The 24,085-nt window shown below is 60.5% G+C and carries 24 protein-coding genes; 11 read left to right on the plus strand and 13 right to left on the minus strand.

Annotated elements, in window-relative coordinates:
- Positions 1-3: 3 nt before the first annotated feature.
- Together ACFVHU_RS15510 and ACFVHU_RS15515 are read right to left on the minus strand one after the other, a co-directional pair.
- A complete protein-coding gene (locus ACFVHU_RS15510) occupies positions 4-1,080 on the minus strand; it encodes an iron ABC transporter permease (RefSeq protein ID WP_332728383.1) in 1,077 nt (358 codons plus the stop codon).
- Between the two features lie 26 nt (positions 1,081-1,106).
- Positions 1,107-2,156, minus strand: a complete 1,050-nt coding sequence (locus tag ACFVHU_RS15515) for an iron ABC transporter permease (RefSeq protein ID WP_105659086.1) — start codon at positions 2,154-2,156, stop codon at positions 1,107-1,109.
- Positions 2,157-2,176: 20 nt separating this feature from the next.
- On the opposite strand from ACFVHU_RS15515, the gene ACFVHU_RS15520 reads away from it, so the two are divergent.
- Positions 2,177-2,977 (plus strand): MBL fold metallo-hydrolase, encoded by an 801-nt coding sequence (locus ACFVHU_RS15520; RefSeq protein WP_388025227.1) that lies wholly within the window; start codon positions 2,177-2,179, stop codon positions 2,975-2,977.
- Positions 2,978-2,983: 6 nt separating this feature from the next.
- Here the strand turns inward: ACFVHU_RS15520 and ACFVHU_RS15525 are convergent, their stop codons facing one another.
- The 3 genes from ACFVHU_RS15525 to ACFVHU_RS15535 form a co-directional block, all read right to left on the minus strand.
- Positions 2,984-4,042 (minus strand): ABC transporter substrate-binding protein, encoded by a 1,059-nt coding sequence (locus ACFVHU_RS15525; RefSeq protein ID WP_133834855.1) that lies wholly within the window; start codon positions 4,040-4,042, stop codon positions 2,984-2,986.
- Between the two features lie 190 nt (positions 4,043-4,232).
- A complete protein-coding gene (locus ACFVHU_RS15530) occupies positions 4,233-5,558 on the minus strand; it encodes an FtsX-like permease family protein (RefSeq protein ID WP_388025229.1) in 1,326 nt (441 codons plus the stop codon).
- Positions 5,555-6,298, minus strand: coding sequence for an ABC transporter ATP-binding protein (locus ACFVHU_RS15535; protein ID WP_388025231.1), 744 nt, complete (start codon positions 6,296-6,298; stop codon positions 5,555-5,557). Before ACFVHU_RS15535 ends, ACFVHU_RS15530 begins: the two co-directional genes overlap by 4 nt.
- 132 nt (positions 6,299-6,430) lie before the next feature.
- Here ACFVHU_RS15535 and ACFVHU_RS15540 point away from each other — a divergent pair, with 132 nt between their 5' ends.
- A complete protein-coding gene (locus ACFVHU_RS15540) occupies positions 6,431-6,691 on the plus strand; it encodes a thioredoxin (RefSeq protein WP_133834858.1) in 261 nt (86 codons plus the stop codon).
- A 64-nt stretch (positions 6,692-6,755) separates the two neighbouring features.
- Entirely contained in the window at positions 6,756-7,400 is a 645-nt protein-coding gene (locus ACFVHU_RS15545; RefSeq protein ID WP_286134416.1) for a YqaJ viral recombinase family protein, read from the plus strand.
- 69 nt (positions 7,401-7,469) lie between these two features.
- On the opposite strand, the gene ACFVHU_RS15550 is transcribed toward ACFVHU_RS15545, so the two are convergent.
- On the minus strand, positions 7,470-8,564 hold the full coding sequence (locus ACFVHU_RS15550; protein WP_365943121.1) for a mechanosensitive ion channel domain-containing protein: 1,095 nt from the start codon (positions 8,562-8,564) through the stop codon (positions 7,470-7,472).
- Positions 8,565-8,946: 382 nt separating this feature from the next.
- On the opposite strand from ACFVHU_RS15550, the gene ACFVHU_RS15555 reads away from it, so the two are divergent.
- The 3 genes from ACFVHU_RS15555 to ACFVHU_RS15565 all read left to right on the plus strand — a co-directional run bounded on the left by ACFVHU_RS15555 (position 8,947) and on the right by ACFVHU_RS15565 (position 11,931).
- Positions 8,947-9,321 carry a hypothetical protein gene (locus tag ACFVHU_RS15555; RefSeq protein WP_332489112.1) on the plus strand — a complete coding sequence of 125 codons (375 nt, stop codon included), beginning with the start codon at positions 8,947-8,949 and terminating at the stop codon, positions 9,319-9,321.
- A gap of 95 nt (positions 9,322-9,416) precedes the next feature.
- Entirely contained in the window at positions 9,417-10,415 is a 999-nt protein-coding gene (locus tag ACFVHU_RS15560) for a PhzF family phenazine biosynthesis protein (RefSeq protein ID WP_286134418.1), read from the plus strand.
- 61 nt (positions 10,416-10,476) lie between these two features.
- Positions 10,477-11,931, plus strand: coding sequence for a DHA2 family efflux MFS transporter permease subunit (locus ACFVHU_RS15565; protein WP_105659094.1), 1,455 nt, complete (start codon positions 10,477-10,479; stop codon positions 11,929-11,931).
- Positions 11,932-12,009: 78 nt separating this feature from the next.
- On the opposite strand, the gene ACFVHU_RS15570 is transcribed toward ACFVHU_RS15565, so the two are convergent.
- Positions 12,010-12,192, minus strand: coding sequence for a hypothetical protein (locus tag ACFVHU_RS15570; protein ID WP_105662724.1), 183 nt, complete (start codon positions 12,190-12,192; stop codon positions 12,010-12,012).
- Between the two features lie 104 nt (positions 12,193-12,296).
- Entirely contained in the window at positions 12,297-12,728 is a 432-nt protein-coding gene (locus tag ACFVHU_RS15575; RefSeq protein WP_105659096.1) for a DoxX family membrane protein, read from the minus strand.
- Positions 12,729-12,889: 161 nt separating this feature from the next.
- Between ACFVHU_RS15575 and ACFVHU_RS15580 the strand changes: the two genes are divergently transcribed.
- Both ACFVHU_RS15580 and ACFVHU_RS15585 read left to right on the plus strand, forming a co-directional pair.
- Positions 12,890-13,579, plus strand: coding sequence for a TetR/AcrR family transcriptional regulator (locus tag ACFVHU_RS15580; protein WP_388025235.1), 690 nt, complete (start codon positions 12,890-12,892; stop codon positions 13,577-13,579).
- Between the two features lie 103 nt (positions 13,580-13,682).
- Positions 13,683-14,915, plus strand: a complete 1,233-nt coding sequence (locus ACFVHU_RS15585) for an acyl-CoA dehydrogenase family protein (protein ID WP_365943118.1) — start codon at positions 13,683-13,685, stop codon at positions 14,913-14,915.
- A gap of 70 nt (positions 14,916-14,985) precedes the next feature.
- Here ACFVHU_RS15585 and hrpB read toward each other — a convergent pair whose 3' ends face one another.
- Both hrpB and ACFVHU_RS15595 read right to left on the minus strand, forming a co-directional pair.
- Entirely contained in the window at positions 14,986-17,544 is a 2,559-nt protein-coding gene (hrpB, locus tag ACFVHU_RS15590) for an ATP-dependent helicase HrpB (protein WP_388025237.1), read from the minus strand.
- Entirely contained in the window at positions 17,541-18,326 is a 786-nt protein-coding gene (locus tag ACFVHU_RS15595; protein ID WP_332595056.1) for an alpha/beta hydrolase, read from the minus strand. The genes hrpB and ACFVHU_RS15595 overlap by 4 nt, the downstream gene beginning before the upstream one ends.
- A gap of 150 nt (positions 18,327-18,476) precedes the next feature.
- Here ACFVHU_RS15595 and ACFVHU_RS15600 point away from each other — a divergent pair, with 150 nt between their 5' ends.
- The 3 genes from ACFVHU_RS15600 to ACFVHU_RS15610 all read left to right on the plus strand — a co-directional run bounded on the left by ACFVHU_RS15600 (position 18,477) and on the right by ACFVHU_RS15610 (position 21,651).
- On the plus strand, positions 18,477-18,638 hold the full coding sequence (locus ACFVHU_RS15600) for a hypothetical protein (RefSeq protein WP_166650864.1): 162 nt from the start codon (positions 18,477-18,479) through the stop codon (positions 18,636-18,638).
- Positions 18,639-18,934: 296 nt separating this feature from the next.
- Entirely contained in the window at positions 18,935-19,996 is a 1,062-nt protein-coding gene (mgrA, locus tag ACFVHU_RS15605; protein ID WP_388025239.1) for an L-glyceraldehyde 3-phosphate reductase, read from the plus strand.
- A 272-nt stretch (positions 19,997-20,268) separates the two neighbouring features.
- Positions 20,269-21,651, plus strand: coding sequence for an NAD-dependent succinate-semialdehyde dehydrogenase (locus ACFVHU_RS15610; RefSeq protein ID WP_332489117.1), 1,383 nt, complete (start codon positions 20,269-20,271; stop codon positions 21,649-21,651).
- 101 nt (positions 21,652-21,752) lie between these two features.
- Here ACFVHU_RS15610 and ACFVHU_RS15615 read toward each other — a convergent pair whose 3' ends face one another.
- The 3 genes from ACFVHU_RS15615 to ACFVHU_RS15625 form a co-directional block, all read right to left on the minus strand.
- Positions 21,753-22,826, minus strand: coding sequence for an HTTM domain-containing protein (locus ACFVHU_RS15615; RefSeq protein ID WP_332498789.1), 1,074 nt, complete (start codon positions 22,824-22,826; stop codon positions 21,753-21,755).
- Positions 22,817-23,572, minus strand: a complete 756-nt coding sequence (locus ACFVHU_RS15620) for a DUF5819 family protein (RefSeq protein WP_388025240.1) — start codon at positions 23,570-23,572, stop codon at positions 22,817-22,819. The genes ACFVHU_RS15615 and ACFVHU_RS15620 overlap by 10 nt, the downstream gene beginning before the upstream one ends.
- A 116-nt stretch (positions 23,573-23,688) precedes the next feature.
- Positions 23,689-24,085: LPXTG cell wall anchor domain-containing protein (locus ACFVHU_RS15625; protein WP_388025241.1), on the minus strand; the 397-nt coding region annotated here is incomplete at its 5' end.

The following is a 24,085-nucleotide window of genomic DNA, read 5'->3' on the forward strand; positions in this document are numbered from 1 at the left end:
GGGTTATGCCCCGCTTCCAGTTGAGTTTGCGCGCACCAGAATCCAAATCAGGAAGGGTGCACCGAATGCGCCGGTGATAACGCCCACCGGCAGCGAAAGATCCGCGAACAGGTTCGCGGCAAAGAAATTGGCGACAGTCACCAGCGTTGCCCCGGTCAGGCCGGAAAGCAGGATGTTGATCGGGCCGCGGGTCAGCGCGGCAGTAATCGGGCCGGCCAGGAAGGCAACGAACGCCATCGGCCCGGTGACGGCAATCGGCAAGGCGCCCATGGCCACAGCAACAAAGACCAAGATCGCCCGGGCCCAGCCCACGTGCAGCCCCAGGGCCGCCGCGGTGTCCTCGCCCAGCTCCAGCATTTTCAGTTGGCGAAGCACCAGGGGCAGCAACAGGATGCCGATGGCGCCAAGGGACGCCAAAAGCAGCATTGCATTCTCCCAGTTGCTCGAGGCCAGCGAGCCGGTCAGCCAGTGCATCACATCGCTGGCCGTATTCACCTGCGCCTGGGTCAGCAGGTACTGGATCAGCGCCTGGAGCATCGCGCCGATGGCCAGGCCCGCCAGGATCAGCCGGGGACCGGTCCGCTTGCCCGAGGCCGAGAGCCAGTAGATCAATGCAGCGACCAGCAGCCCGCCGGCCAGTGCGAAGGCGTTGAGCTTCCAGTCGGCATAGCCAAGGGTGATCATCGCGAAAACCGCGGCCGCCGATGCGCCGTAGCCCACGCCGATCACGTCGGGACTGGCCAGCGGGTTGCCCAGCCAGCGCTGGAACAAGGCACCGGAAATGCCCAGGCCGGCACCGGCCAGGGCACCGACCGCAATGCGCGGCAGGCGGTCGGACATGATGATGAAACTGGTGCCCGGCACCTTTTCACCGCTGAGCACCTGGAAGACTTCGGCAGCTGGAAGGCGGTCCCGCCCCCAGAACAGGTAGGCCGCCACGGCGAGCACCAGGGCCAGGGCCATCCACAATGCGGTGCGGCGCACCCGGGATCTGCGGCGGGCTGCCAGCGCCGGTGCGGCTTTCGAGGCCGGGGCCGTCGCCGGTCCGGCCGTTTCCGTGGTGCTGCGGGGTTGGGTCATGTTCGCTGCTGCCATTTCGCTCGTGCTCACAGGCTCACCGACTTCATGCCGCTGCGCATCATGATGATGAAGATCGGTCCACCCAGCATGGCGCACATGACGCCTACCTGGATCTCGCTGGGCGGGGCGATGATTCGTCCCACCGTATCAGCCAGCAAGAGCAGGATCGGCCCGGCGATCAGGCTCGCTGGCATCAGCCAGCGGTAGTCGGAACCGACCAGCAAGCGCACGGCATGCGGGATCATCAGGCCGACGAAGGCGATGGGCCCGGCCACGGCGGTGGCGGTGCCAGCGAGAATGACCACCCCGATGGAGCCGATCAGCCGGGCGCGGTTCAAGTTGAAGCCCAAGGCGATCGCGGTGTCATCGCCCATGGACACGGCATTGGATACCTTGGCGGTGGACAATACGATCAGTGCGCCGGCGGCCACCACGGGAATGGCCCCGAGGAAGGTGTCGATGCCGCTGCTGGACAATGTGCCGATCTGCCACATGCGGAAACGGTCCATGGTGGCATCGGAAATCATCAGGATCGCATTGGTAATCGCGCCCACGCCCACAGCCATGGCGGCACCGCCCAGCGCAAGCTTAATGGGCGTGGCGCCTTCACGGCCCACGTTGGCCACGAGATAAACCAGGGCCATCACCCCAGCAGCGCCGAGGAAGGCGGCCACCATGATTCCAGCCAGGGAGCTGACGCCCAGGAAGGCGATCGCCAGCACCACGGCCATGGAGGATCCGGCGTTCAAGCCCAGGATCCCGGTATCGGCCAGCGGGTTGCGGGTCAGGCCCTGCAGTCCGGCGCCTGCCAAACCCAGGGCAGCGCCAACCACGATGGCTCCGATGGTGCGGGCGAAACGGGACGCGACCACGCCCTGGTCGCCATTGGACGGGTCGAAATTCCAGATGGCATCGATCACGGTGCCCATCGAGACGTTTCGCGCGCCCAGCAGCAGCGAAGCGAATAGCGCCAGCCCGAGCAACAGGGCAAGGAGCAGCAAGGCGCCGAGCTTCCGGCCGGCTTTTGGCGACTTGGCCCCCGGTGCTTGGCGCGTAATACTTTCAGTCGCGGTCATTGGTTCCTACACTCATTGCTATGGCTCTTCTTCCCTTGCCCACTATTATCACTCCAGGCATCGGCCTGCTTCGCGCGCAGAACCCTTCTGAAATGACGTTGGACGGGACTAATTCCTATCTGCTGTTCGACCCTGCAGTGGATGAACTTCTTCCTGGAACTCCGGTCGTCCTGATTGATCCGGGCCCTGAGCTCGAGGACCATCTGCAGGCGCTGGCGGCCTTCGACATCCAACTGGTGCTCATTACCCATCGGCATGCCGATCACACGGGAGGCATCGATGCGCTCTACCGGATGACCAGTGCGCCGGTGCGTGCCATGCTGGAGCAGTACTGCCGGGATGCCCCGGTGCTCGCCGATGGCGAAACGATCAGCGCCGCCGGCGCCATCATCCAGGTGGTCTTCACCCCTGGCCACACCTCGGACTCGGTGTGCTTCATCCGCCAGGGCGGGGGTGCCCACTTGTTCACTGGGGATACCGTGCTGGGCCGGGGCACCACCATCTTGGAACACCCGGACGGCACACTGGCCGACTACCTGGATTCCCTGCAGCGGCTGCTCGCGCTGCCCGATATGGCTTTGCATCCGGCGCACGGCGAGCAGCATGATTCCTCGCATCCGCTGCTGCAGATGTACATCAAGCATCGGCATGCGCGGCTGGACCAGGTGCGTGCGGCTTTGCAGAAACTCGGCAAGGCCGGGGTCCACACGCAGCCAGCTGAATTGCTGGAGCATGTCTACCCCGACCTCGATGCGCGCTTGGTGGGCGCAGCTACCCATTCCCTGGAAGCCCAATTGCACTATCTGTCAGTGAATCCCTAGCCGGAGCTACTTCGCGGCAGCTGCGTTGTCAGCAGCCTTGACGATGCCTGGAACTACGTTATCCAGTGCCCATTCGATGGACAGCGGCGAAGCCGCGGAGATCGCCAGGGTTGCTTCATCGGTGCCTGGCAGTGCCACGGCATCGTTCTTCGCGGCAGGGATCTGGCCGTAGAGCGGCTGGCCCTTGACGACATCTTCCATGGTGTTGCCCGCAACAGCCGAAGCGAAGACGATGTCCGAATCCCACTCGTTGACCTTTTCCGGCGACACGGTGAAGAAGAAGGTGTCCTTGGCGGCGTTCTTCTGCACGTACTCGGCCTGGGTCATGCCCAGTGCGCTCAGGAAGCGCGGGCGGGTGTCGCCTTCGGAGTAGATGTAGGCGGTATCCGGCGCCGAGAGGTCAGCGGCGATGAAGGTGGTGTCCTTCAGCGCTGGGTTGTCTTCGCCGACCTTGGCCAGCTTGCCTTCGATCTCTTCGATCAGGGCGTCGGCTTCTTCTTCCTTGCCCAGCATCTGGCCGGCAACTTCGGTGACCTGTTCCCAGCTGGTCAGGTAGTTAGGCTCGATGGGGCCAACGACCGGAGCGATTTCCTGCAGCTTCTCGTACTGCTCCTTCTTCAACCCCGAGTATGGAGCGAAGATGACTTGGGGCTTGCTGGCGGCGATGCCGGTGTAGTCGATGTCATCGCCCACCTTGTACTGCACGGGCGCCTTCTCGGAGCCGATGGAAGCGCCCTGCTCTTCCAGAGCGGCGTCCTTCCATGCGGTGGAGTTGTTCTCGTTCATGCCGTAGGTGTCGGTGTCCATGCCGACCGGCACGGTATCCAGAGCCAGCAGGGTATCTGCGTTGACCCACGAGATGGTCGCAATGCGTTCCGGGACTTTTTCGATCGTGGTTTCACCATAGATGTTCTCGATGGTGACCGGAGTGAAGTCTTCTGCGGCCTTGGCTGAAGTGTCAGCCGACGGATCCGCTGAGTTGCTCGACGCGCCGCAGGCGGTCAGGCCCAAGGCGAGGATGGCAGTTGAAGCGGCGAAAATTCCGGCGCGACGTGAATTTTTCATGGGTCGGTGATTCCAGACTATGCGAGGTTCTGTCAACGTTTTGTTTAGCTAGGTTAGGCATGCCTATCCGGGCCGTATGCCACGATACGCGTTTCTCTGCGCATTACGCAACACGAAACGTCCCTAATCACCGGCCCTGAAGTGACCCTAACCAAATCGGGCGGTTTTTTCGGTGGGCTGACCAGAGACTTTATTCTCTAGTTGCTAGCAGCTTCCGCGGATCAGCCACCAAAATTGCTCCCCGCACCAGCAGCAAGCCGAGTAACACGGAGACAATTACCGTGATGACCGTCAGCGGCTTGAGCAGGATGGCGGCCCCGGCCAGGGGCAGCACGAGCACCGTGGAGGCGATGGCGAAACCGATCGAGGCAGCCAGCGCCGGGATCATGATCGACTTGGTGCGCGCGGCGTTCATCGTTTCGTAGGGCATGCCCAACCGGTTCAGCCCGCGATACAGCTCAGCGCGATCCAGGGTACTGGCGCTTTGGGAGATCGCCGCCGAAGCGGCCACGCAGATGAAGCTGATCGCCAAGGTCACCAGCACGCCGGTGGTGACATCGGCCGGCACATGCTCCAGCCAGGTGCCCTGATCGAGTTCGCTTCCGGTCAGCTCCATCAAGGCGGCCCCGCTGCCGCCCACCACCGCGACGAACGAAGCCATGGCAACCCCGGATACCTGGCGCCAGGATTCGGCAGGGCTTTCCAGGATCATGCGGGCTGCCAGCAGCTCTTGCGGAGTTCTGGCCTTGCGCAGCTTGGCCTTGCCCACCTTCGCCACCAGATACGGACCGACCAGGTTCATCACCAGCAGGCCGAAGCCGAAACCGCCAACCACCACTGCGATGATCGCGGCGATGGACTGCACGAACTGGCCCATGTTGGAGAACACCATGTACAGCACCAGAATGCCGGCAAGGGTGATCACCGCGCGCAGCCAGCTGGGGGTGGGCACCGTGCTGCGGGTTGCCACCGCCAACGGGGTGATCACCAATTTGCGCAAGCCGGCAGCTGCACTGCCTGCCGAGAGGAGCACGACAGCGACTACTGCTATCGCCAGCACCCACAGCGGCAAATAGATGGCCGAACCGATCGGCGCACCTTGGAACGGAATCAGCGAGGCCACTGGTGCGGCCAGGAGGTAGAGCACGATTCCGGCGAGTGCGCCGGCCAACGCCGTGCCGGCGGCTTGCAGCACGGCCACGAGGCCGATCTGCGCCCCGGTTGCGCCGAGCAAGCGCAAGGACGACAGGGCGCGGTCATTGGACCGCGCGGAGAGCCGGGCAGCGGCCGATCCCAGCACCAGCAATGGGACTACCAGAAGCACCACGGCGAAGGCTGCCAATGGCAGGTACATCCCCTGGGCCGCGGATTCGAAACTGGTAAAGGAGTAGGCGCCTCCCAGCACGATCAGCAGGATCGCGCTGACCATGGCGTAGGCGCTGGCGGTCAGGATCAGTGGTGCCAGCCGGGACTTCGCCGGCCGGCCAAGCATCCATGACAGGTGCAGGATATTCACTTCTGGGCACCGCCATCCACGGTGGCCGATGGGCGCAGGCTGTCGCTGATCAGCTGGCCGTCCTGCAGCTGCACTACACGGTCGCAGCGCGCGGCGACATTGGGATCATGGGTCACCATCACCAGGGATTTTCCGGCACCGACGGTGCATTGCAGCAAGATCTCCAGCACTTCGAAGCCCGTGGTTGAATCCAGCGCGCCGGTAGGTTCATCGGCAAAGACCACCATCGCCCCGGTGACCTGCGCGCGGGCAATGGCTACTCGTTGCTGCTGCCCGCCGGAGAGCTGGCCGATGCGGCGTTGCTCCATTCCTGCCAGGCCCAGTTCCGCCAGGGCCGCCCCGGCACTGGAAATGGCGGCGTTGCGTGGCACGCCGTTGATCATCAAGGCCATGGCCACATTCTCTTCGGCAGTGAGCTCGGGAATCAGCAGTCCGGATTGGAAGACGAAGCCGAAGGATTCACGGCGCAGCCTGGTGCGCGCCTTATCCTTGAGCCCCTGGATATCCACCGGTGCACGGCCCGGGAAGTTCAGCATGATGCTGCCGGCGTCGGGAAGTTCAATACCGGCCAGTGCGTGCAGCAGCGTGGATTTTCCGGAACCCGAGGGGCCCATGATGGCAAGGGACTGGCCCAGTGAAATCTGCAGATCGACGCCGTTCAGTGCAGTGGTGGAACCGAAGCTGCGGTAGAGTCCGTGAGCGGCGAGTACGGGAGGATGGCCAAGGGAATTTTCAAGCATGACCCAATGTTTTCAACAAATGGTACCCGCGCGCATCAGCGCAGGGTTCCAAGTAGCCTCCGGCCAGGCTCATCCCCCGGTAGGAGCAGCCGGCAGCTAGTTCACGACGACAGCAGGAGCAGTAGGCAACAGATGAAGCTGGAACTGTATACGCAACCATTCTGCGCACCGTGCGTGCGCACGCGGCTGGCTGTCGCCCGCGTGCAGGAACTGCTGCCCGCGTTGGAGGTCGAGGAGATCAATGTCGTGGAGCAGGTGGAGCGCGGCGAGGAAATGGGAATCACCAGCACCCCGGTCATTCGGCTATTGCAGGAAGGCACGGAGAAATTCCGTGCCAGCCAGACACCGACTATCAATCAGCTGTTGACCGCTATCGCTGAAGCCAGCGACTAGTCTCACGCCAGCTCGAAGCCCAAGGTGCACGGTTCTTGCCCATTCATGGGGAAGAATAGGTCAAGTGATTACTGTGCCCGGCGTCCAACATGAATGCTTCGAACGTGTTCTAGCCGACTCTTCCAACCGCATTGAGTGGCTCCGCGCACGGGCCCAGGGCATCACCGCAACGGACGTGGCCAAGTTGTCCACCGAGAAGTCCATCAAGAACGCCGCATGGGACAAGCTCTACGGCAATGGCTTCTCCGGCAATCCCTACACCGATCACGGGCGCAAGCGCGAACCGGTCATCGCTGCCTGGGTCCAAGAGAATTTCAATATTTTCCCCTCCTCCCAGCTCTTCCACTCGCAGCATTCAAGGCTCCATCTGGCGACTCCCGATGGCTTGGGTTTCGATGCATCGGGAGTTCCGGTTTTGGCTGAAATCAAGACCACCAACAAGCCATTCAAGAAAATCCCCAAGAGCTACCTGCGCCAGGTGCTCTGGCAGCAGCATGTGATCGGGGCCGAACGCACGTTGTTCGTTTGGGAAGAGCACGATAATTTCGTGCCGGTGCGCGCGGTTCCCGAATACCTTTGGGTGGAACGCGACGATGATTTGATCCAGGATCTCATTGGCAAGGCCGAGTCGCTCATCTCCGCATTGCGCGAAGCGACGGCCCGCCAGGAGCGCTACAACGACTACGGACCCGCTGCGTTGCGGCTCTAAGTCCCCGGAAACGGCAAAAGCCGCTGATCCCAGTTCACAGTACTGGGATCAGCGGCTTCCGTTATGCCGCTAGACCGGGTTGCTTGGAATCATCCGGGGATCCGGCAGGCAATCAGGGTAGTTTTCCACCAGCTCGGCCAGCAGCTTCTCCCGAAGCATATTGCGCAGGTTCCACAGGTCCCCGGCGTTGCGCGCGGATAAATAAATGGTCACTGTTTGCAAGCCGTTTTGCGCGTCGGTCACGAGCAGCTCATTGTCCCGGCCATCCCACCAGTCGGAGGCTTCAAGCAGTTCGCTGCTGCGCTGGCGCAGGTAGGAAATCGGCGCATTGAGCTTCAGCTGCAGTGCTACGTTTCCGGAGATCTCCGTGCTGCGCCGCGACCAGTTCTCAAATGGCGTCGTGGTGAAGTAGGTCGATGGCAGGATCATCCGGCGCCCGTCGATCAGGTGCACCACGACGTAGGAGAGGGTGATCTCCTCTACCGTGCCGCGTTCCCCCTCGACTACCACCGTGTCATCCACGCGAATCGAGTCGGTAAAGGCCACTTGCAAGCCGGCAAATACGTTCGCCAAGGTTGACTGCACGGCCAGGCCAACGACCACCGAAGCCAGGCCAGCCGAGGCCAACAGGCCGGCCCCCAGCGCCCTGACTTGCTCGATCGTCAGCAGCACCGCGGCGATTGCAATGATGCAGAGCACCGCAACCAGTACCCGTCGCATCAGGCCGACCTGCGTCTGGACCTTGGCCAGCCTGCGCCCTGGACCGAATCTCACCTCGAAGCGTGCCATCATGCCGGTCTCAATCACGCGCACCAGCTTGATGATGAACCAGGTGAGGAAGAAGACCAGAATGATCAGGATGGCGAACTGCCAGGGGTTGTACCAAGTGCGTTCTCGATAGAAGACCGCGAAGGCCGACTTGGCAATAATCGAGGTAACCAGGCCGAAGAACGGGAATCTGGTGGCTTTCACGTCGGCTTCGTCCACGCCGATCCGGCGCAGCACGCGGCGGGAAACGCCGCTGAAAACAAACGCCAGGATTGCGGCTACGAGCGCACCGATGAGCAGGACAACCCAAAATTGCAACGATTCGGGGAGGAAGCTTGAGGCTGTAATGACTTCCTCGACGGTTTCGCCGATGGGTTCAACGGGGGTAGGTGACATGTTTAAAGCATGTCATATGGCGCTAAATAAATGCTGTGTGGAACCTGCCTTCCGCCCTACGGCCCGGGAGTTCTCCGGCTCCATTGCAGAAGCGTCTCAGAGTGGTTCCAATTCTTTTCTGCCCTTGCGCTTGCCGCATTCCAGGCCTTTAGTTGACTCACTGGCAGTCCGCTCTGCCTGCGGGCGCAAACCAAGAGAGACGGTGATCCATATGCGCCACGGAAAAATTGGAATCGTTCTAGGCACGGTGGCGGCAGCCTTGCTCGTGGTGACGCCCGCTTCCGCGGCGGCCCCCGCTCCGGCCGCCCTCGCGTCTGCTTCCTGCCCAACGGTTTATTGGGGATCCTTGGCCAAAACCAGCTCCTTGTCCACGCATTCCGCAGTGGAAAATCTTCGGACCGGACGGCACCTGTGCTTTGACCGGCTGGTCATCGATCTCGCAGGACCAGCTGCCAGCCATTCAGCCAGGTATGTCAGCGAACTGACCGGAATCGGTTCCGGCCTGCAGGTGGACACCACTGGCGGTGCCAACCTGGAAATCCTGGTGCAGGCCCCGGCAACCGAGGATTTCAACCCGGGCGCCGAAGTGAAGAATCTGGGCTACACGACGTTCCGCCAATTGGTGTGGCTGGGCAGCTTTGAAGGCCAAACCAAAGTGGGGCTCTCGACCAGGGCACGGCTGCCCATGCGCGTGTTCGCACTGCCTGGACCTGGCGACGGTTCACGCTTGGTCATCGATGTTGCGCACCATTGGTAAAGAAGGTTCATTTCCTTGATGCGTTCGCAACTTTTTGCGTGACGTACCACGTAACACCGGGTCAACCTGCTGATTAATGTGCCACCATGCTAAGTATGTCGCGCACATTCTCTTATCAGCAGGTTGATGTCTTTGCACCCACTGCTTTCAACGGCAATGGCCTGGGAGTCGTGTTCAATGCCGACAGCCTGAGCGATGACCAGATGCAGCACTTTGCGCAGTGGATGAATCTTGCGGAAACTGTATTCTTCGTCGAGCCCACTGATGAGGAAGCGGACTACGCCATTCGCATTTTCACCCCGAGCACCGAGCTGCCCTTTGCTGGCCATCCGACGCTGGGCGCGGCTCATGCTTGGCTGGAGTCCGGTGGCGAGGCTGGTCCCGCAGGCCATCTGATCCAGCAATGCGGTGCCGGGCTGATTCCGGTGCGTGTGGAACGGGAAAGCAGCGACCGCCACTCGCGGCGCTTGGCCTTCCTCGCACCCCCGCTGACCAGGTCGGGCCCTTTGGAACCAGATGTCCTGCAATGGGCGATTGCCGGGCTGGGCATTCGCGAAGAAGACGTGGTGGACCACCAGTGGCTGGTCAACGGTCCGCATCCTGCGGGCCTGGTGCTGCGTGACGCCGATATCGTGCTGGGCATCGAACCTGACTATGAGGCGCTGCAGGGATTGGAAGTAGGCGTCATCGGCCCCTACACCGCCGCCAGCGTTTCGCAGAGCGTGTGGCAACCGCGCGGATCGGTCATGCCGCGCGTTTCCGGTACCCGCGAAGAGCTGCGTCCGCTGGACTTCTCTGATTTTGAGCGTTCCGAAGAGCGCTTCCGCAATGTGGTGCTGCAGCCTCCGGCGGACTATGAGGTCCGTGCCTTCATTCCCGGCGAGGCTGTTCCGGAAGACCCTGCCACCGGTTCGCTGAATGCTGCGTTCGGCATCTGGCTGACGCAGACCGGTTATGCACCCCAGCGCTATACCGTGCGCCAGGGCACGCGTTTGGGCCGCGAAGCGATCTTGCATATTGAAGCTACCGAAAAAGGCGTCTGGGTCAGTGGCGATGTCGCCACCCGCATCTCGGGCGATGTGAGTTTCGACTGATTTCCTATGCATAGTTTCGCTATCCGTTCCGCACAGGGCTGATAGGGACTAGCCTTGACCAGTGCCTGAAACTGCGAATCCCGAAACACACTTCGACAAGAAAGCCGCCTGGCGTGCCCTCTGGGCACTGGTCATCGGCTTCTTCATGATCCTGCTGGACACCACGATCGTGTCCACCGCAATGCCCTCCATCATGACGTCGCTGGACGCCGATATCTCCAGCATCTTGTGGGTCAACAGCGCGTACCTGCTCACCTTCGCGGTGCCGCTGCTGGTCACCGGGCGCCTCGGTGACCGCTTCGGTCCGCGCAATATCTACCTCATCGGCATGGTGGTCTTCTCGCTGGCCTCGCTGTGGTGCGGCTTGTCCGATTCCCTCGGCTCGCTGGTGGCGGCGCGCGCCGTCCAGGGCCTTGGCGCTTCGATGATTTCCCCTCAGGCGATGACGCTCATTACCCGCCTCTTCCCTTATCAGCACCGCGGTGCAGCCATGGGCCTATGGGGTGCAGTGGCGGGCATCGCCTCGCTGATCGGTCCGATTGCCGGCGGTCTGCTGGTGGACTCCATCGGCTGGGAATGGATCTTCTTCATCAACTTGCCCATCGCGGTAGTCAGCTTGACCATGGTCTTCAAATTCGTGCCAGCCCTTGAATCCCAAGCGCATTCCTTCGACTGGTTCGGCGTCATCCTTTCGGCGTTAGCCATGTTCTGCTTGGTCTTCGGCATCCAGGAAGGCGATGCCACCAATTGGGAACCATTCATTGGCCCGCTGAATTCGTGGCATCTGATTATCATCGGCGCGGTGCTGATGGGAGCCTTCATCTGGTGGCAGTCCAAGACCACGTCTGAACCGCTGGTTCCGCTGCGATTGTTCAAGGTCCGCAATTTCTCCTTGGCCAATGTCGCGATCACCTTCATGGGCCTGACCATCGCGACCATCGCCTTGCCGATGGTGTTCTTCTTGCAGAATGTCCGAGGCCTGACTCCCACCGAATCCGCGTTGATGATTTCTCCGATGGCTTTCGTGGCGATCTTCCTAGCGCCGCAGCTGGGAAAGAAGGTCAATCAGCTCAGCCCGCGGATCTTGGCCGTGCCCGGGTTCTTCCTGTTTGGCGGTGCCACGGTGGTCTACGCCTTCATGATGCACGCCGATATCCCGCTGTGGATGCTGCTGATTCCTTCAGCGGTTCAAGGCATCGGTTCAGCCATGATCTGGCCATCGCTGTCGCTGGCAGCCACCAAGGACTTGACCGCGCGTGATGCGGGTGCCGGTTCAGGGATTTACAACACCACCCGGCAAATCGGTTCAGTGCTTGGTTCTGCGCTGATCGCGGTGATGATGGATGCCCGCATTTCGGCACAGATCGCGCAGGCAGATTCCAAGGATCCTGCGGTGATCATGGAAGCCACGTCTGTTGGCCTGGGACAGGCACTGATGCTGCCAGGCTTCATCGGCGTGGCTGCTGTGCTCGTTGTAGCGTTCCTCAGCGATGGCAAGAAGGCGCAGCGCCACTAGCCAGAGGCAGCTCTTAACGGAGCCAGCGCCTGGTCCAGGACTCGAAAGTCGCTGGATCAGGCGCTGGCTTCGTGGTCGCTAGACCTTGTCTTCAGGTTCTTCGTTGCTATCGCCGTTCTTGAATTCATCGACCTTCTCGCCGATTTTTTCTTGGGCGTCCGCTGCGAAGTTCTTCACGTTCTCGGTAGCGTCGCCTGCGAAATCCTTCGCGTTTTCGACTGCCTCGCCCAGCTTCTTCTTTGCATCATCTAAGAAACCCATTGGTTCTCCTCTTAGCTTGTAGTTCAAATGTGGCCGCTGAAAACCGCAGTCTCCAAGATCAACTTACGGCGTGCCGAACGTTTTGCTCAAGCGATTCCGTCCGCTTATTTTGCTTTCTTGATCTTCTTGGCGCCCTTGCGGCCAAGAATCAATGCCACAGCGATACCTGCCAGCCATACGTCCTTGGCCAGGGCGGTGCCATCCGCGGTTGGGCGGATGCCGTCGGATTCTGTCATGCCCGGAGTGCGCAGGTAGGAAGCCAGCAGCACACCGGAGAATGCGCCCAGGCCTAAGCCGGCCAGCCGCGATGGGATCAGCGGCAGCAGCAAGGCGCTACCCAGCGAGATCTCGCCGATGGATACGGCCTTGCCGAAAACTGCCGGTTCCAGCTCGGCCAGCTGAGGCACGCCGTTGGCTGCCATCTGCTGCAGGCCTGCGGCGCTGGCTTCATCGATGCGCAACTTGTTGATGCCGCTGTTGAGAATGAACGCACCACTGACCAAACGTAGCGCGGCGTTTGCAATCGAGATTCCCATGGGCCCTCACTTCTCTTTCATTTCGTCCAAGAATGGCGTTCCTGCATGGAACGCCCTGATGTTCAGCGTAGTCATGGGCGCAGTAGTTCACAATCATTTGCGCGGCGCGCATAGCTGAACCCAAGAATTTCCCAGCTTGAATCGTGCTAAATTCGTGAATCATGATCGCTTCTTCCGCAGTACCCCCAGCAGCCCTTGATCTACTCATTACCCAGGGCTTCGATGCCACCAGCGTCGACGAGCTGGCAGCTGCCGCTGGCATTTCCCGTTCCACTTTCTTCCGCCGTTTCGGGTCGAAAGAGAATATGGTCTTCGCCGACCAGGAAATGATCATTGCACACGTCGAGACCACGCTGGCCGCCTCGTCGGTTGATGCAATCACTACGCTCATCGATGCCGCGCATGTGGTTTTCGACCAGTACACGGTCAACCCCGAAGGTGCCCAGTTGCGCCACAAGCTGCTCTCCTCGGTGCCGTCGCTGCGAGAGCGCGAGCTGGTCTCCACTCACCGTTACGAACGGGCGTTTTACGGGTTCCTGAACCGTCGCGATTTGGCAAAGAGCGCCACGGAGAAGTCGCTGTGCCTGGGCGTTAGCGCTGGCCTGGTTGCGATCCACAACGATCATTTGCGCAGCTGGCTGAAAGACGCGCAATGCACGGACCGCACCAAGCTGGCCAACGATGTGCGCCAGTTCCTGAACCGCTTCGCAGATCTGCTCGACCCCGGACAGGCAGCGGCCGCCCCCAAGCCTGCGGCCCCCAGCGTGGTGGTTTCCGTGCTGGATGCCGGCGCCGATGAGCAGGCGATTCTCCAGGCCGTCTCCCGCGCGCTCAAAGAGCACGGAAACTAATCGATTCCACCCAACTCTTGAAACCAAGTTTCTTGACATGGCACTGCGTTCCACTAGTCTAGGAGTGAAGCTTTTTTCACCGTAGCTATTAGGAGCATCTGAAATGTCCCAGCTGGAGACCGGTTTTGAATTTCCCGCCGGCGTTGTCGAACCCGAATACGACCTGTGGTCCGGAGACGTCAATATCGATCCGACCGGAATCTTCGCAGAAGTAGGCGAAGCGGACAACGCGTGGCGAGCCAAGGCCCGCGCATTCATCCTCGACGAGGTCAAGGACGACATCCACGAGTACTGGGACAAGGCCGACTACCCGCTGCATCTGCTCAAGAAGCTCGGCGATGCGGATCTGCTGCGCGATGGCCTGAACCTGGAAGGCTACGAGGAAATGAGCCCGCTGGCTGCCGGCTTGGTCAACATGGAAATGGCCCGTGGCGACGGTTCGGTCTCCACCATTGTTGGCGTCCAGGGCGGTCTGGCTCTGCGCTCCGTGCTGTACTGCGGCAATGCCCAGCAGATCCAGAAGTACGCCATCCCCATGCTGCGCGGCGAACTTCCAGGCGCTTTCGCGCTGACTGAACCAACTCACGGTTCCGATTCGGTTTCACTGGAAACCCGTGCCACCAAGGTCGAGGGCGGATACCGCCTGAGCGGTGAAAAGAAATGGATCGGCAACGGCTCGGTCGGCGGCGTGAGCATCGTTTGGGCCCGCGACGACGAGGGCAAGGTCCGCGGATTCATCGTGCACCAGGATGCCGAAGGCTACAAGGCCACCACCATCGAAAACAAGCTCTCCCTGCGCGCTATCTGGCAGGCGCATATCCGCATGGAGAACGTCTTCGTTCCGGACCACGATGTGATGCCCGAAGCCAAGAGCTTTAAGGACACCTCGCGCGTCCTGTTCGCCACCCGGCTGGGTGTCGCCTGGTCTGCCGTGGGCCACGCGACCGCTTGCTACGAGTCGGCCGTGAGCTACGCCAAGCAGCGCGTGCAGTTCGGTCGTCCGCTTGCCGCCAGCCAGATCGTCCAGGAGCGCCTGGCCCGCATGCAGTCCGAACTGGCTACTATCCAGGTTCTGGTCATGCAGGCGACCAAGCGCGAAACTTCCGGTGAGCTGACCGGCCCGCAGGCGTCGCTGGCCAAGTACACCGCTACCCGCACCGCACGCGCCATCGCAGCGAACGCCCGCGACCTGCTCGGCGGCAACGGCATCCTGACCAGCAACCGCGTGGCCCGCCATTTCGCCGATGTGGAAGCAATCCACACCTATGAAGGCACCGAAACCGTGCAGGCATTGATCATGGGCCGCGACATCACCGGCTTCTCAGCGTTCGCCTAGAACCTGGGCGCCGGAAAGCACGCCGGGACCTGGCTCGTTCTTCCGGGCCCCGGCCCCGGCGTGCTTTTGCCTACTGCCGGCCCAATCGGTTCTTGGTCTTTGCCGTTGCCACGTGGTCCCATGGATTCTCCGGCCAAGGATGCTTCGGGTAGCGCCCGCGCATTTCAGAACGCACCTGGGCGTAGGGCCCATTGAAGAAGCTAACCAGGTCATCGGTCACCGCCAGCGGCCGGCCACCGGGCGAAAGCAAGTGGAACTGGACGGCAAGCTTGCCCTTGACCAGCCGCGGCGACTCATCGAGTCCGAAGCATTCTTGCAATTTCACGGCGACGACCGCTGGACCGGTTTCACCGACCTCGGGATAGGCCACGGAAATCCTTGATCCCGAAGGCACCTGGAGCCGTTCGGGCACCAGCGAATCAAAATCATGGGCATGCTCCCACGGCAGCAAGGTCCGCAATGCCGAATACAGGTCAACCTTGGCCGCGTTCTTGCCGGCGGCTACCTGCCGCAAGACCGGCTGCAGCCAGTTGCCCGCCGAGGCAATCAGGGCCTGGTCATCCACCGCGGCAAAGGGTTCGCCGAGCAGGCGATGGGCCACGGCCATCCGCCGGCGCAAAGCATCAAACTTTTCATGGGTGCCGAAGAAGGCTATCCCCTGCGTAGCTATGGCGCTGGCAACAGCCTGCATGCCCAGCTCTGCGGTGGCCTTGACCGGATGGGCCGCCAGCTCGATCTCGCCAAAGCTCTCGATCTGGCGAGCGGTGATCCTGCCGTCAACCAGCTCCGCCACTTCGCGCTTCTGGTGCATCTGCGGCAACAGGTCGACGGCAGTGCCAAGTTCGATGCCAACGGCCCGTCGGATCACCGCCTTGGATCCGGCACGGGAGACCTCGGCGACCGCAAGAAATTCCTCATGCATCAGCTGGCTGCCGCGCGGCAAGGTTGCCCGGGTCCCCGAAGCCAACAGGTATTCCTCCGGGCCGACCTTGCGCGCAATCCATTGCGGGTAGGCCAAAGCGCACACGCCTGCCAGGGCCGCAGCTGCCGGTGCAGGCTGCCGCCCGGTGCGGTTTTCCGCACTGCCCAGGAGCTTTTCCAGGCGCTGCGCTTCATGCTTCCAGGCACGGTGCGCCGGATGCGAACTCCGGCGCACCGCGGCAAGCAATTCATTCAGGTCCGCACTGGCAATGCGTTCCGAGCTGGCCAGCAATGCGACAGCATCCGAGGCAGCCCGGGTGCCGAAAATCCGGCTGCCTTCGAGCAACGCGCGGGCGGCACGCGGGTCTGCTGGAACCTTCATCATCTGCTCGCCCAGGGCGGTGATCTGCCCGGTGCCGTCAACCGCGTCCAGGCTGCGCAGGATCTGCTCGTCGCTGGCCATGGCGCTAGCCGGCGGCGCTTCCCACATGGCCAGCCCCTCGCCACGCGGGGTCCCCCATGCTGCGAGCGACAAGCCGGCGGCGACCAGGTCGCCGGTGCGGATTTCCGGTGTGGAGTGCGCCGGGGCGGCGGCAAAGGACTTGGGGTCCAAGGTCCGCACCACCTTGCCCGGCCCGAGTCGTCCTGCCCGGCCCGCCCGCTGGGTGGCCGCGGAACGGCTGGCCACCACGGTCATCAACCCCGAGAAACCACGCGAGCTGTCTCGGCGCGGCTCGCGGGCGTAGCCGGCGTCCACCACCAGATGCACGCGCGGCACGGTCACCGACGATTCGGCAATGGAGGTGGAGACGATGATCCGCGGGGCGCTGCCAGCCTCCGGCTCACTGAGGATCCGGTCTTGTTCCTTGGAAGAGATCTGCGAGTGCAAGGCCAGGACTTGCACTCCGGAGGCAGAAATCTGCGAGCAGACGCGGTCGACTTCCCGTACCCCGGGGACGAACACCAAGGTGTCCACCGGGGTTGCGCTTGCTGCGTTGGCTGCCGCGCTGTGGCGTACCGCGACGGCGGCAACGTGGCGCAGGTAGTCATCATTCAGTCCGCGTTCGGTATTCCGGATTCCGGCGAAGCTGTCGAAAGCTTCTTGCACGGCATACTGCGCGGTGTGGGCGCTGAGCACTGGAGCGGCATGGCCACGGGCCAGCAGCGCCGAGAGTTCCCCGGCGTGCAAGGTGGCACTCATCAGGATCAGCGACAGGTCATCACGCAATTCGCTGACCTGGTTGGCCATCGCCAGCAACAAATCCGTATCGATCGACCGCTCGTGGACCTCATCAATGATCACCGCGCTCACACCGGCAAGATCCGGATCGGCCAGCAACCTGCGCAGCATCAGGCCTGCGGTCACGAATTCCACGCGGGTCTGCGCCGAAGACTGCCGTTCCCCGCGCACGGCGAAGCCAACGCGCTTCCCCAGAACCGATCCATCAAGCTGGGCGAGGCGACGGGCAGCAGCCCGGGCAGCGACACGACGTGGCTGGGTCACGATGATCTTGCCAGCCAGTCCTGCCTGGTCCAGGGCGTTGGCTACCGTGGGTGGAACTATCGTCGTCTTGCCGGATCCCGGTGGCGCCTGGATCACCAACGGCTGGGCAGGATTAGCCGCCAAGGATTCATGGAGTTCCTCCCTGCTGGGACCGAAAGCCAGCCCTGAAGCAATCCTGTTCAGGTCGAAGCGGGCCGAACTCATGCTTGGCGTCCAGCCCAGAAGGACTCGATGGCCTTGACCACAGGCTCAATCGGGAACAGGGTGCTGCCGTGGGTTCGCCCCGGCAAGGCCACCATGCGCGCATTGGGCAAGGTGCGGACCATGATCTTGTTCTGGTCGAAGCGCGGCTGGTCCCGGGTGCCGATCAGCAGCAAGGTCGGGATTCTGATCTTGCCCAGCTCGGACAGATTGATGTTCTGCAGGGTCTCGGCGGCCTCGTAGTAGGCAGCCAGGGCCAGCGGGTCGTTGGACTTGAAGGCCATGCGGGTTGCTGGATCCAGGCGTCCATTCTTTTCCTGCCCGGTGACGAATCCTTCGATGTCGCCATTGCGCAGGACCTCGAGGTAGCCGGGGAAGAAGAGCTTCCCGATTTCGCCGGGGGTAATTTCGTAGGTGCCGCCGAGCATGATCAACGAGATCACCTGCTCTGGGTGGTGCATGGCCATGTGCAGCCCGGTGCGTGCGCCAAAAGAGTAGCCGACAATGTGAATACGTCCGATGCCCAGGTGATCCATCACCGCGCGGATATCGCCGGCCACCTTGTCCATGGTGTAGTCGGCTACGTCATGGGATTTGGCTGACTTGCCATGCCCGCGCAGGTCCATGCGGATGGTGCGGTGCCCCTGGCCCAACGCCTTGGTGTAGCCGAGTCCTCTCCAGATGGACCGGGACAGGGCGGAGCCATGGAGGAAGAGAATCGGCTCCCCGGCAGCCCCGTCATCGTCAAAGAAGATTTCGGAACCATCTGCGGGATTATTGATCATCGGCATGCCTTCGATTAAATCCTGTATTGACGGTGAAGGCGAAATCAGTGTTGGCCGCCGCCCTCGACATCCGCGGCTAATAGGTGAACACTGAAGACACAGGGTCCAGCCATCCGCAGGGGGTGGCCCACGGAAGTTGGGAGGAAGATCATGCCTGAACAATCAGCTGCTGGGCAGCCCGGTGGCGCTGAAGAGGAAAAGCTGCGACTGGCCGCAGAAGAAAAGAAGCGCCATGACGAGCACGATGAAGCTCTCGTCGAAGAGTGGGAAGACGAGTCATTCCCGGCTTCGGATCCGCCCTCGAATTATTAGCAAAAGCCTTTTCCCAAGAGACCGCACACCTCGCATTCAGCTACTTTCAAGTTTCAGCTCCTAGTGTGGTTATTACCTTCTCAAGGTGCGAGTGATCTAGATGAACCGATCCGCACAGGCGTTACCTCCTTGGCCTGGCGGGTCGGTTCATCATTTAATCCAAATCCACGAAACCTTTACGCACACAGCGGATTCACCTTTGCGCTATTTATTTAGTTCAGGCTCTGGCCTATTGTGGAAAATGACGTCAAATCGATTTCCGCTCGCCAGCGCTTGACCTGGCAGAAAGGTGCCTCGTGGAATACGAACGCCTCCCGTCCATCCCGGAACTGCACCGTCCCTACACTGCTGCCGCAGACCGCTATGAGCACTTCGGCTACCGCCGCGTTGGCGATTCCGGCCTGCGCTTGCCCCCGCTATCCCTGGGACTGTGGTGGAATTTCGGCGATAACCGTCCATTCGATTCCCAGCGCGAGATCCTGCGCCACGCTTTCGATAACGGCATCAACCACTTCGATCTGGCCAACAACTATGGTCCTCCGGCAGGTTCAGCCGAAGAGAACTTCGGCCGCATGATGGAAAAGGACTTCAAGCCCTACCGCAACGAACTGGTCATCTCATCCAAGGCCGGCTACGACATGTGGCCAGGCCCGCACGGCACCTTCGGCTCGCGCAAGTACCTGCTGGCCTCCTGCGAAGCCTCGCTGAAGAAGATGAATCTGGACTACGTGGACATCTTCTATTCGCACCGTTTCGATCCGAAGACTCCCCTGGAAGAAACCATCGGCGCTTTGGATACCCTGGTTCGCCAGGGCAAGGCCACCTACGTGGGCATCTCCTCGTACTCGGCAGAACGCACCGCCGAGGCTGCCGCAATCGCCAAGGACCTGGGAACCCCGCTGGTAATCCATCAGCCGTCGTACAACATCCTGAACCCCTGGGTAGAGCACGGCCTGCTGCAAACCCTGGAAAAGGAACGCATGGGCACCATTGCCTTCACCCCGCTGGCCCAGGGCCTGCTCACCGATAAGTACCTGGAAACCACTGATGTGGTTCGCCAGGGCGGACGCCGTTCGCTCGAAGCCCAGCTGACCGATCAGAACCTGGCCAAGGTCCGCAACCTGGACGAGGTTGCGCAGACGCGCGGGCAGTCGCTGGCGCAGATGGCCCTGGCCTGGTTGCTGCGCGATGGCGCGGCAACCTCGGTATTGATCGGCGCCTCGTCCACCAAGCAGCTCGACGAGAACTTGGGCGCGCTGGACAACCTTGAGTTCTCCGAGGCGGAATTGGCCCAGATTGCCAAGATCGCCCAGGGCGATGCCGGAATCGACTGGTGGCGTTCTTCCGCTATCGGCTAGTAATCCACTGATCACACAGGTAATACCTGTGTTCTTGAGCCGCGGTTTCCAAGACAAGTCTTGGAAACCGCGGCTTTTTCATTCGCTTCCGTCTGCAACTTCTGCTCAAGCCAAATACCTGCTGTTCCTTGGTGGCTGAATGTTGTTTCTGCGGATAAGCTCGGAGTAGACGCAATATGAAGTGAATTACATTCATTTATTGCGTGGAGTCCGCTAGCGTTAGATCCACACGGCTTACGCTGACCACTTTTGTGCATACGACAGGAGCATTGATGAGCGCCCCAACCTACAAGGTCTTGAACCCGGCAACCGGTGAAGTCGTCGAGGAATTCGCCGCGGCCACCGATGAGCAAGTCGAACAGGCGCTGGCTGCCGCGCAGAGCGCCTACGAATCATGGCAGGACGTTGACATCAACGAACGCGCCAAGATTGTTTCCAAGGTAGGCACGCTCTTCGCCGAGCGCGCAGCAGAACTCGGCAGGATCATGACCACCGAAATGGGCAAGCCATTGTCCGAGGCCGTGGGCGAAGCTGAATTCTGCCAGGAGATCTTCGAGTACTTCGCCACCGAGGGACCAGCCTTGGCAGCGGACCAGGAGATCAAGTCCTTCTCCGGCGGCAAGGCCGTCGTTCAGAAGCGCCCGGTTGGCCCGCTGCTGGGCATCATGCCGTGGAACTTCCCGCTGTACCAGGTAGCGCGCTTCGCGGCACCTAACCTGATGCTGGGCAACACCATCATCTTGAAGCATGCCGAGTCCTGCCCGCGTTCAGCACTGGCCATCCAGGAAATCATGGATGAGGCTGGCGTGCCGGCCGGCGTCTACAACAACCTCTTCGCCACCCACGACCAGATCTCCACCATCATCGCCGATTCCAGGATCCAGGGTGTTTCCTTGACCGGCTCGGAGCGCGCTGGCGCCATTATCGGCGAGCAGGCCGGCCGCAACCTGAAAAAGGCCGTACTGGAGCTGGGCGGGTCGGATCCATTTGTTGTCCTGGACTCCGATGACGTACCGGGCATCGTGGATACCGCTTGGGGCTACCGCATCGACAACACCGGCCAGGCCTGCAACTCGAACAAGCGCATGATCGTCATGGAAGACATCTATGACGAGTTCGTTTCCGAACTGACCAAGCGTGCCGAAGGCCTGCGGCCTGGCGACCCGATGGCGGAAGCCGAGGGCACCTTCGCTCCGTTGTCCTCCCGCAAGGCGGCAGAGTCCCTGCACGAGCAGGTCCAGGACGCCGTGGCCAAGGGCGCTACCCTGCACGCCGGCGGCGTGCTGCACGACGGCCCTTCGGCCTACTACTCCCCTGCGGTGCTCACCGGCATCACCAAGGAGATGCGTGCCTACTACGAGGAGCTCTTCGGCCCGGTAGCAGTGGTCTACAAGGTATCCAGCGACGAGGAAGCCACTGAGCTGGCCAACGACACCATTTACGGCTTGGGCGGTTCGGTGCACTCCACCGACGTCGAGCGTGCCTCCAGGGTGGCTCAGAAGCTGCAGTCCGGCATGACCAACGTGAATGCAGCCAGCGCAGAGGGTGCAGAAATGCCATTTGGCGGCGTGAAGCGTTCGGGCTTCGGCCGCGAGCTTGGCCCGCTGGGCATGGACGAATTCGTGAACAAGCGCCTGTTCTACGTAGGCGAATAATCTGGGTAGGCCCGCAACGGCTGCCTGAACTAAGAGATACATAAATTTAGGGGCGAACCAAAACGGTTCGCCCCTAAGTTTATTTTCTAGTGCTTCTTCTCCTAGGCGTTGGAAGAGACTTTCTCGCCTGATCCCACGCCAACTTCGTTCTGTTCGGAGACCGTCAGCGACGGCTTCTTCGCACGGAACCGACCCCTCCACAACGCTGAGAACCAGCGCTGAATCGTCAACCAGGTCGCGCTAGACACCAGCACAGCGTCTGCGGAAGCCATAATTCCTGAGAAGAAAGGCAGGCCCATAACAACTGCGATGCCGATATGCATCCCAAGAATAGTAATCAGCGCAATTCTCCGGCTGATCTTATGGAACAGCATGAATGGGAATGCAATTTGAGCAAGCACTGTCACATAGGTGATCAAGGCAACGATCCACGAATTCGTAGTGATCAAATCACTAAGCCAAGGGAAGACACCATACGCCTCGGAACTAACCGGGTAGTACATAGCTGTACCGTTTTGCCAAAGTGTGCCTTGAACCTTGTACAGACCAGCTTCAAGATAGACAATACAAAGTTGGGCTACGACCAGGCATAACGCAAGGTTGTGCAGCACCGTAACGGCTTCGAATTCTTTCTTCGTTTTCCTCGCGCGTTTACGTAGCCAAGAATCGACAGACCAGTGCTTGGACAAGTCAGCAAAAATCAGATAGATCAGCATGATACGGATGAAATAATTTCCGCCATCCGAAACCGGCGTATTCTGTGCGTTAATCGCCGTATAAAAAATGAAGAAGAGCGGCGTGACGAATCTAGTTTGCCAACCAACTACAAATGCGATTGCCAACACGATGGCCATCACGTACCAAAAGACGAAGAACCCGAGTCCCGCGTCACGCAGAATATCCAAAGGCCACTGGTACCCAAGTACAGAACGGTAGGGTTCAAGGTACTCGGAACCAGGTCCCCAGATCTTAGCTGCGACTGGTATGTTGGCAATTAACCAACCCAGAATGAAGAGTCCCGACGACATGCGCATGACTGCAAGACCGTATGGTGCATGCCGGTTTTCGGTAAACCACCCGTAGACCCAGTTCAGTGCTTTGGGGACGAAATCGCGATTCTTAGAAATCCATTGGCTGATCGAAGGAGCACTGCTTGTTTCACGTTTCAGCTCCATACCGACACCGCCGCTTGACTAAATTCCTTGGTATCTCGCCATCCGATGTAGGTTTCGCGAGGTTTTGTTGTTGCGTTCTCATCGCTCCGCTGAGCAAACGGAACAATTGGTTCACGTCGGAGCTTAATTTCCACCATTGATGCTCCGCCCCACTGTTCTATTGCGTAGAGTGACGCGAATCCGACGGCCGTATCTTCCATACGTTTATAGGCTCGAAGATTGCTCAATTCTGTTGCAGAATACTTCTCGCGGGCCTCCGCTGAGTTGAGTTCCACACCAAAAACGGGCGTTCCCTGAATAAAGGGTCTAGAGATTTCCGCTCGAGAATCCGCAGTCAAATCCGAAGCCGCACTCCATAGCCGTCCGTGAATAGATTTGGATTGTTTTGTCTCACGATTGGCAAACATGTTGCCGGCACGACTTTCCATTTCTTCGGCTGTAACGTCGCGCCACTCTGAGAATTTCGCACCGTGTTGGCTACCCTTGGCACAAATTTCCGCGCTAGAAAGACATACACGCATTGTGAAATATTCATCTTGCGAATAGGGCCCAGGAGCAAAAAGGCTCCAGCCTTGATCTAACGGCCCTAGAAAATACTTGTTCAATTCGGGCTGTAATGATGACTTGATGGGTGTTGAAGGACCCGTGAACGCCAATGTGGCTCCGATATGCCCTAACGCGGCTACACCCGCAATTAAAAGCACCAACACTGTAAACAGCTTGGGCTTAGTTTTCTGTTGCCTCATCAGGCTATTGTCTCCAAATTCTTCGACACCCGTGAATTGTTGCAAAGACTACTTGAAAGCGAAATGGGAGGGGCATCGTTTAGATGCCCCTCCTATTTCAAATTACTGCAGTTCGACTATGCTGAACGCTTTCGCGCGAAGACAGCCACACCAGCTCCGAGCAGTACAAGTGCTAGTGCACCTGCACTGATCCAGAGGGCTCCGTTAGAACCGGTATCCGCAAGGCGATCCTTCTTGGAGTCATCCTTCTTGGATCCCTTAGAGTCATCCGACTTAGAGTCCGAGTTATCCGAGGTGTTTGCATCCGTGTTGGCACCGGCGTTCGCATCAGCGTTATCCGCAGTGTTCGCATCGGTGTTCGCATCGGTGTTCTCATCAGCGTTATCCGCAGTGTTCGCATCGGTGTTCGCATCAGCGTTATCCGCAGTGTTCGCATCGGTGTTCGCATCAGCGTTATCCGCAGTGTTCGCATCGGTGTTCGCATCAGCGTTATCCGCAGTGTTCGCATCACGT

It is taken from the genome of Glutamicibacter sp. NPDC127525 (assembly GCF_042672105.1).
Lineage (GTDB): Bacteria > Actinomycetota > Actinomycetes > Actinomycetales > Micrococcaceae > Glutamicibacter.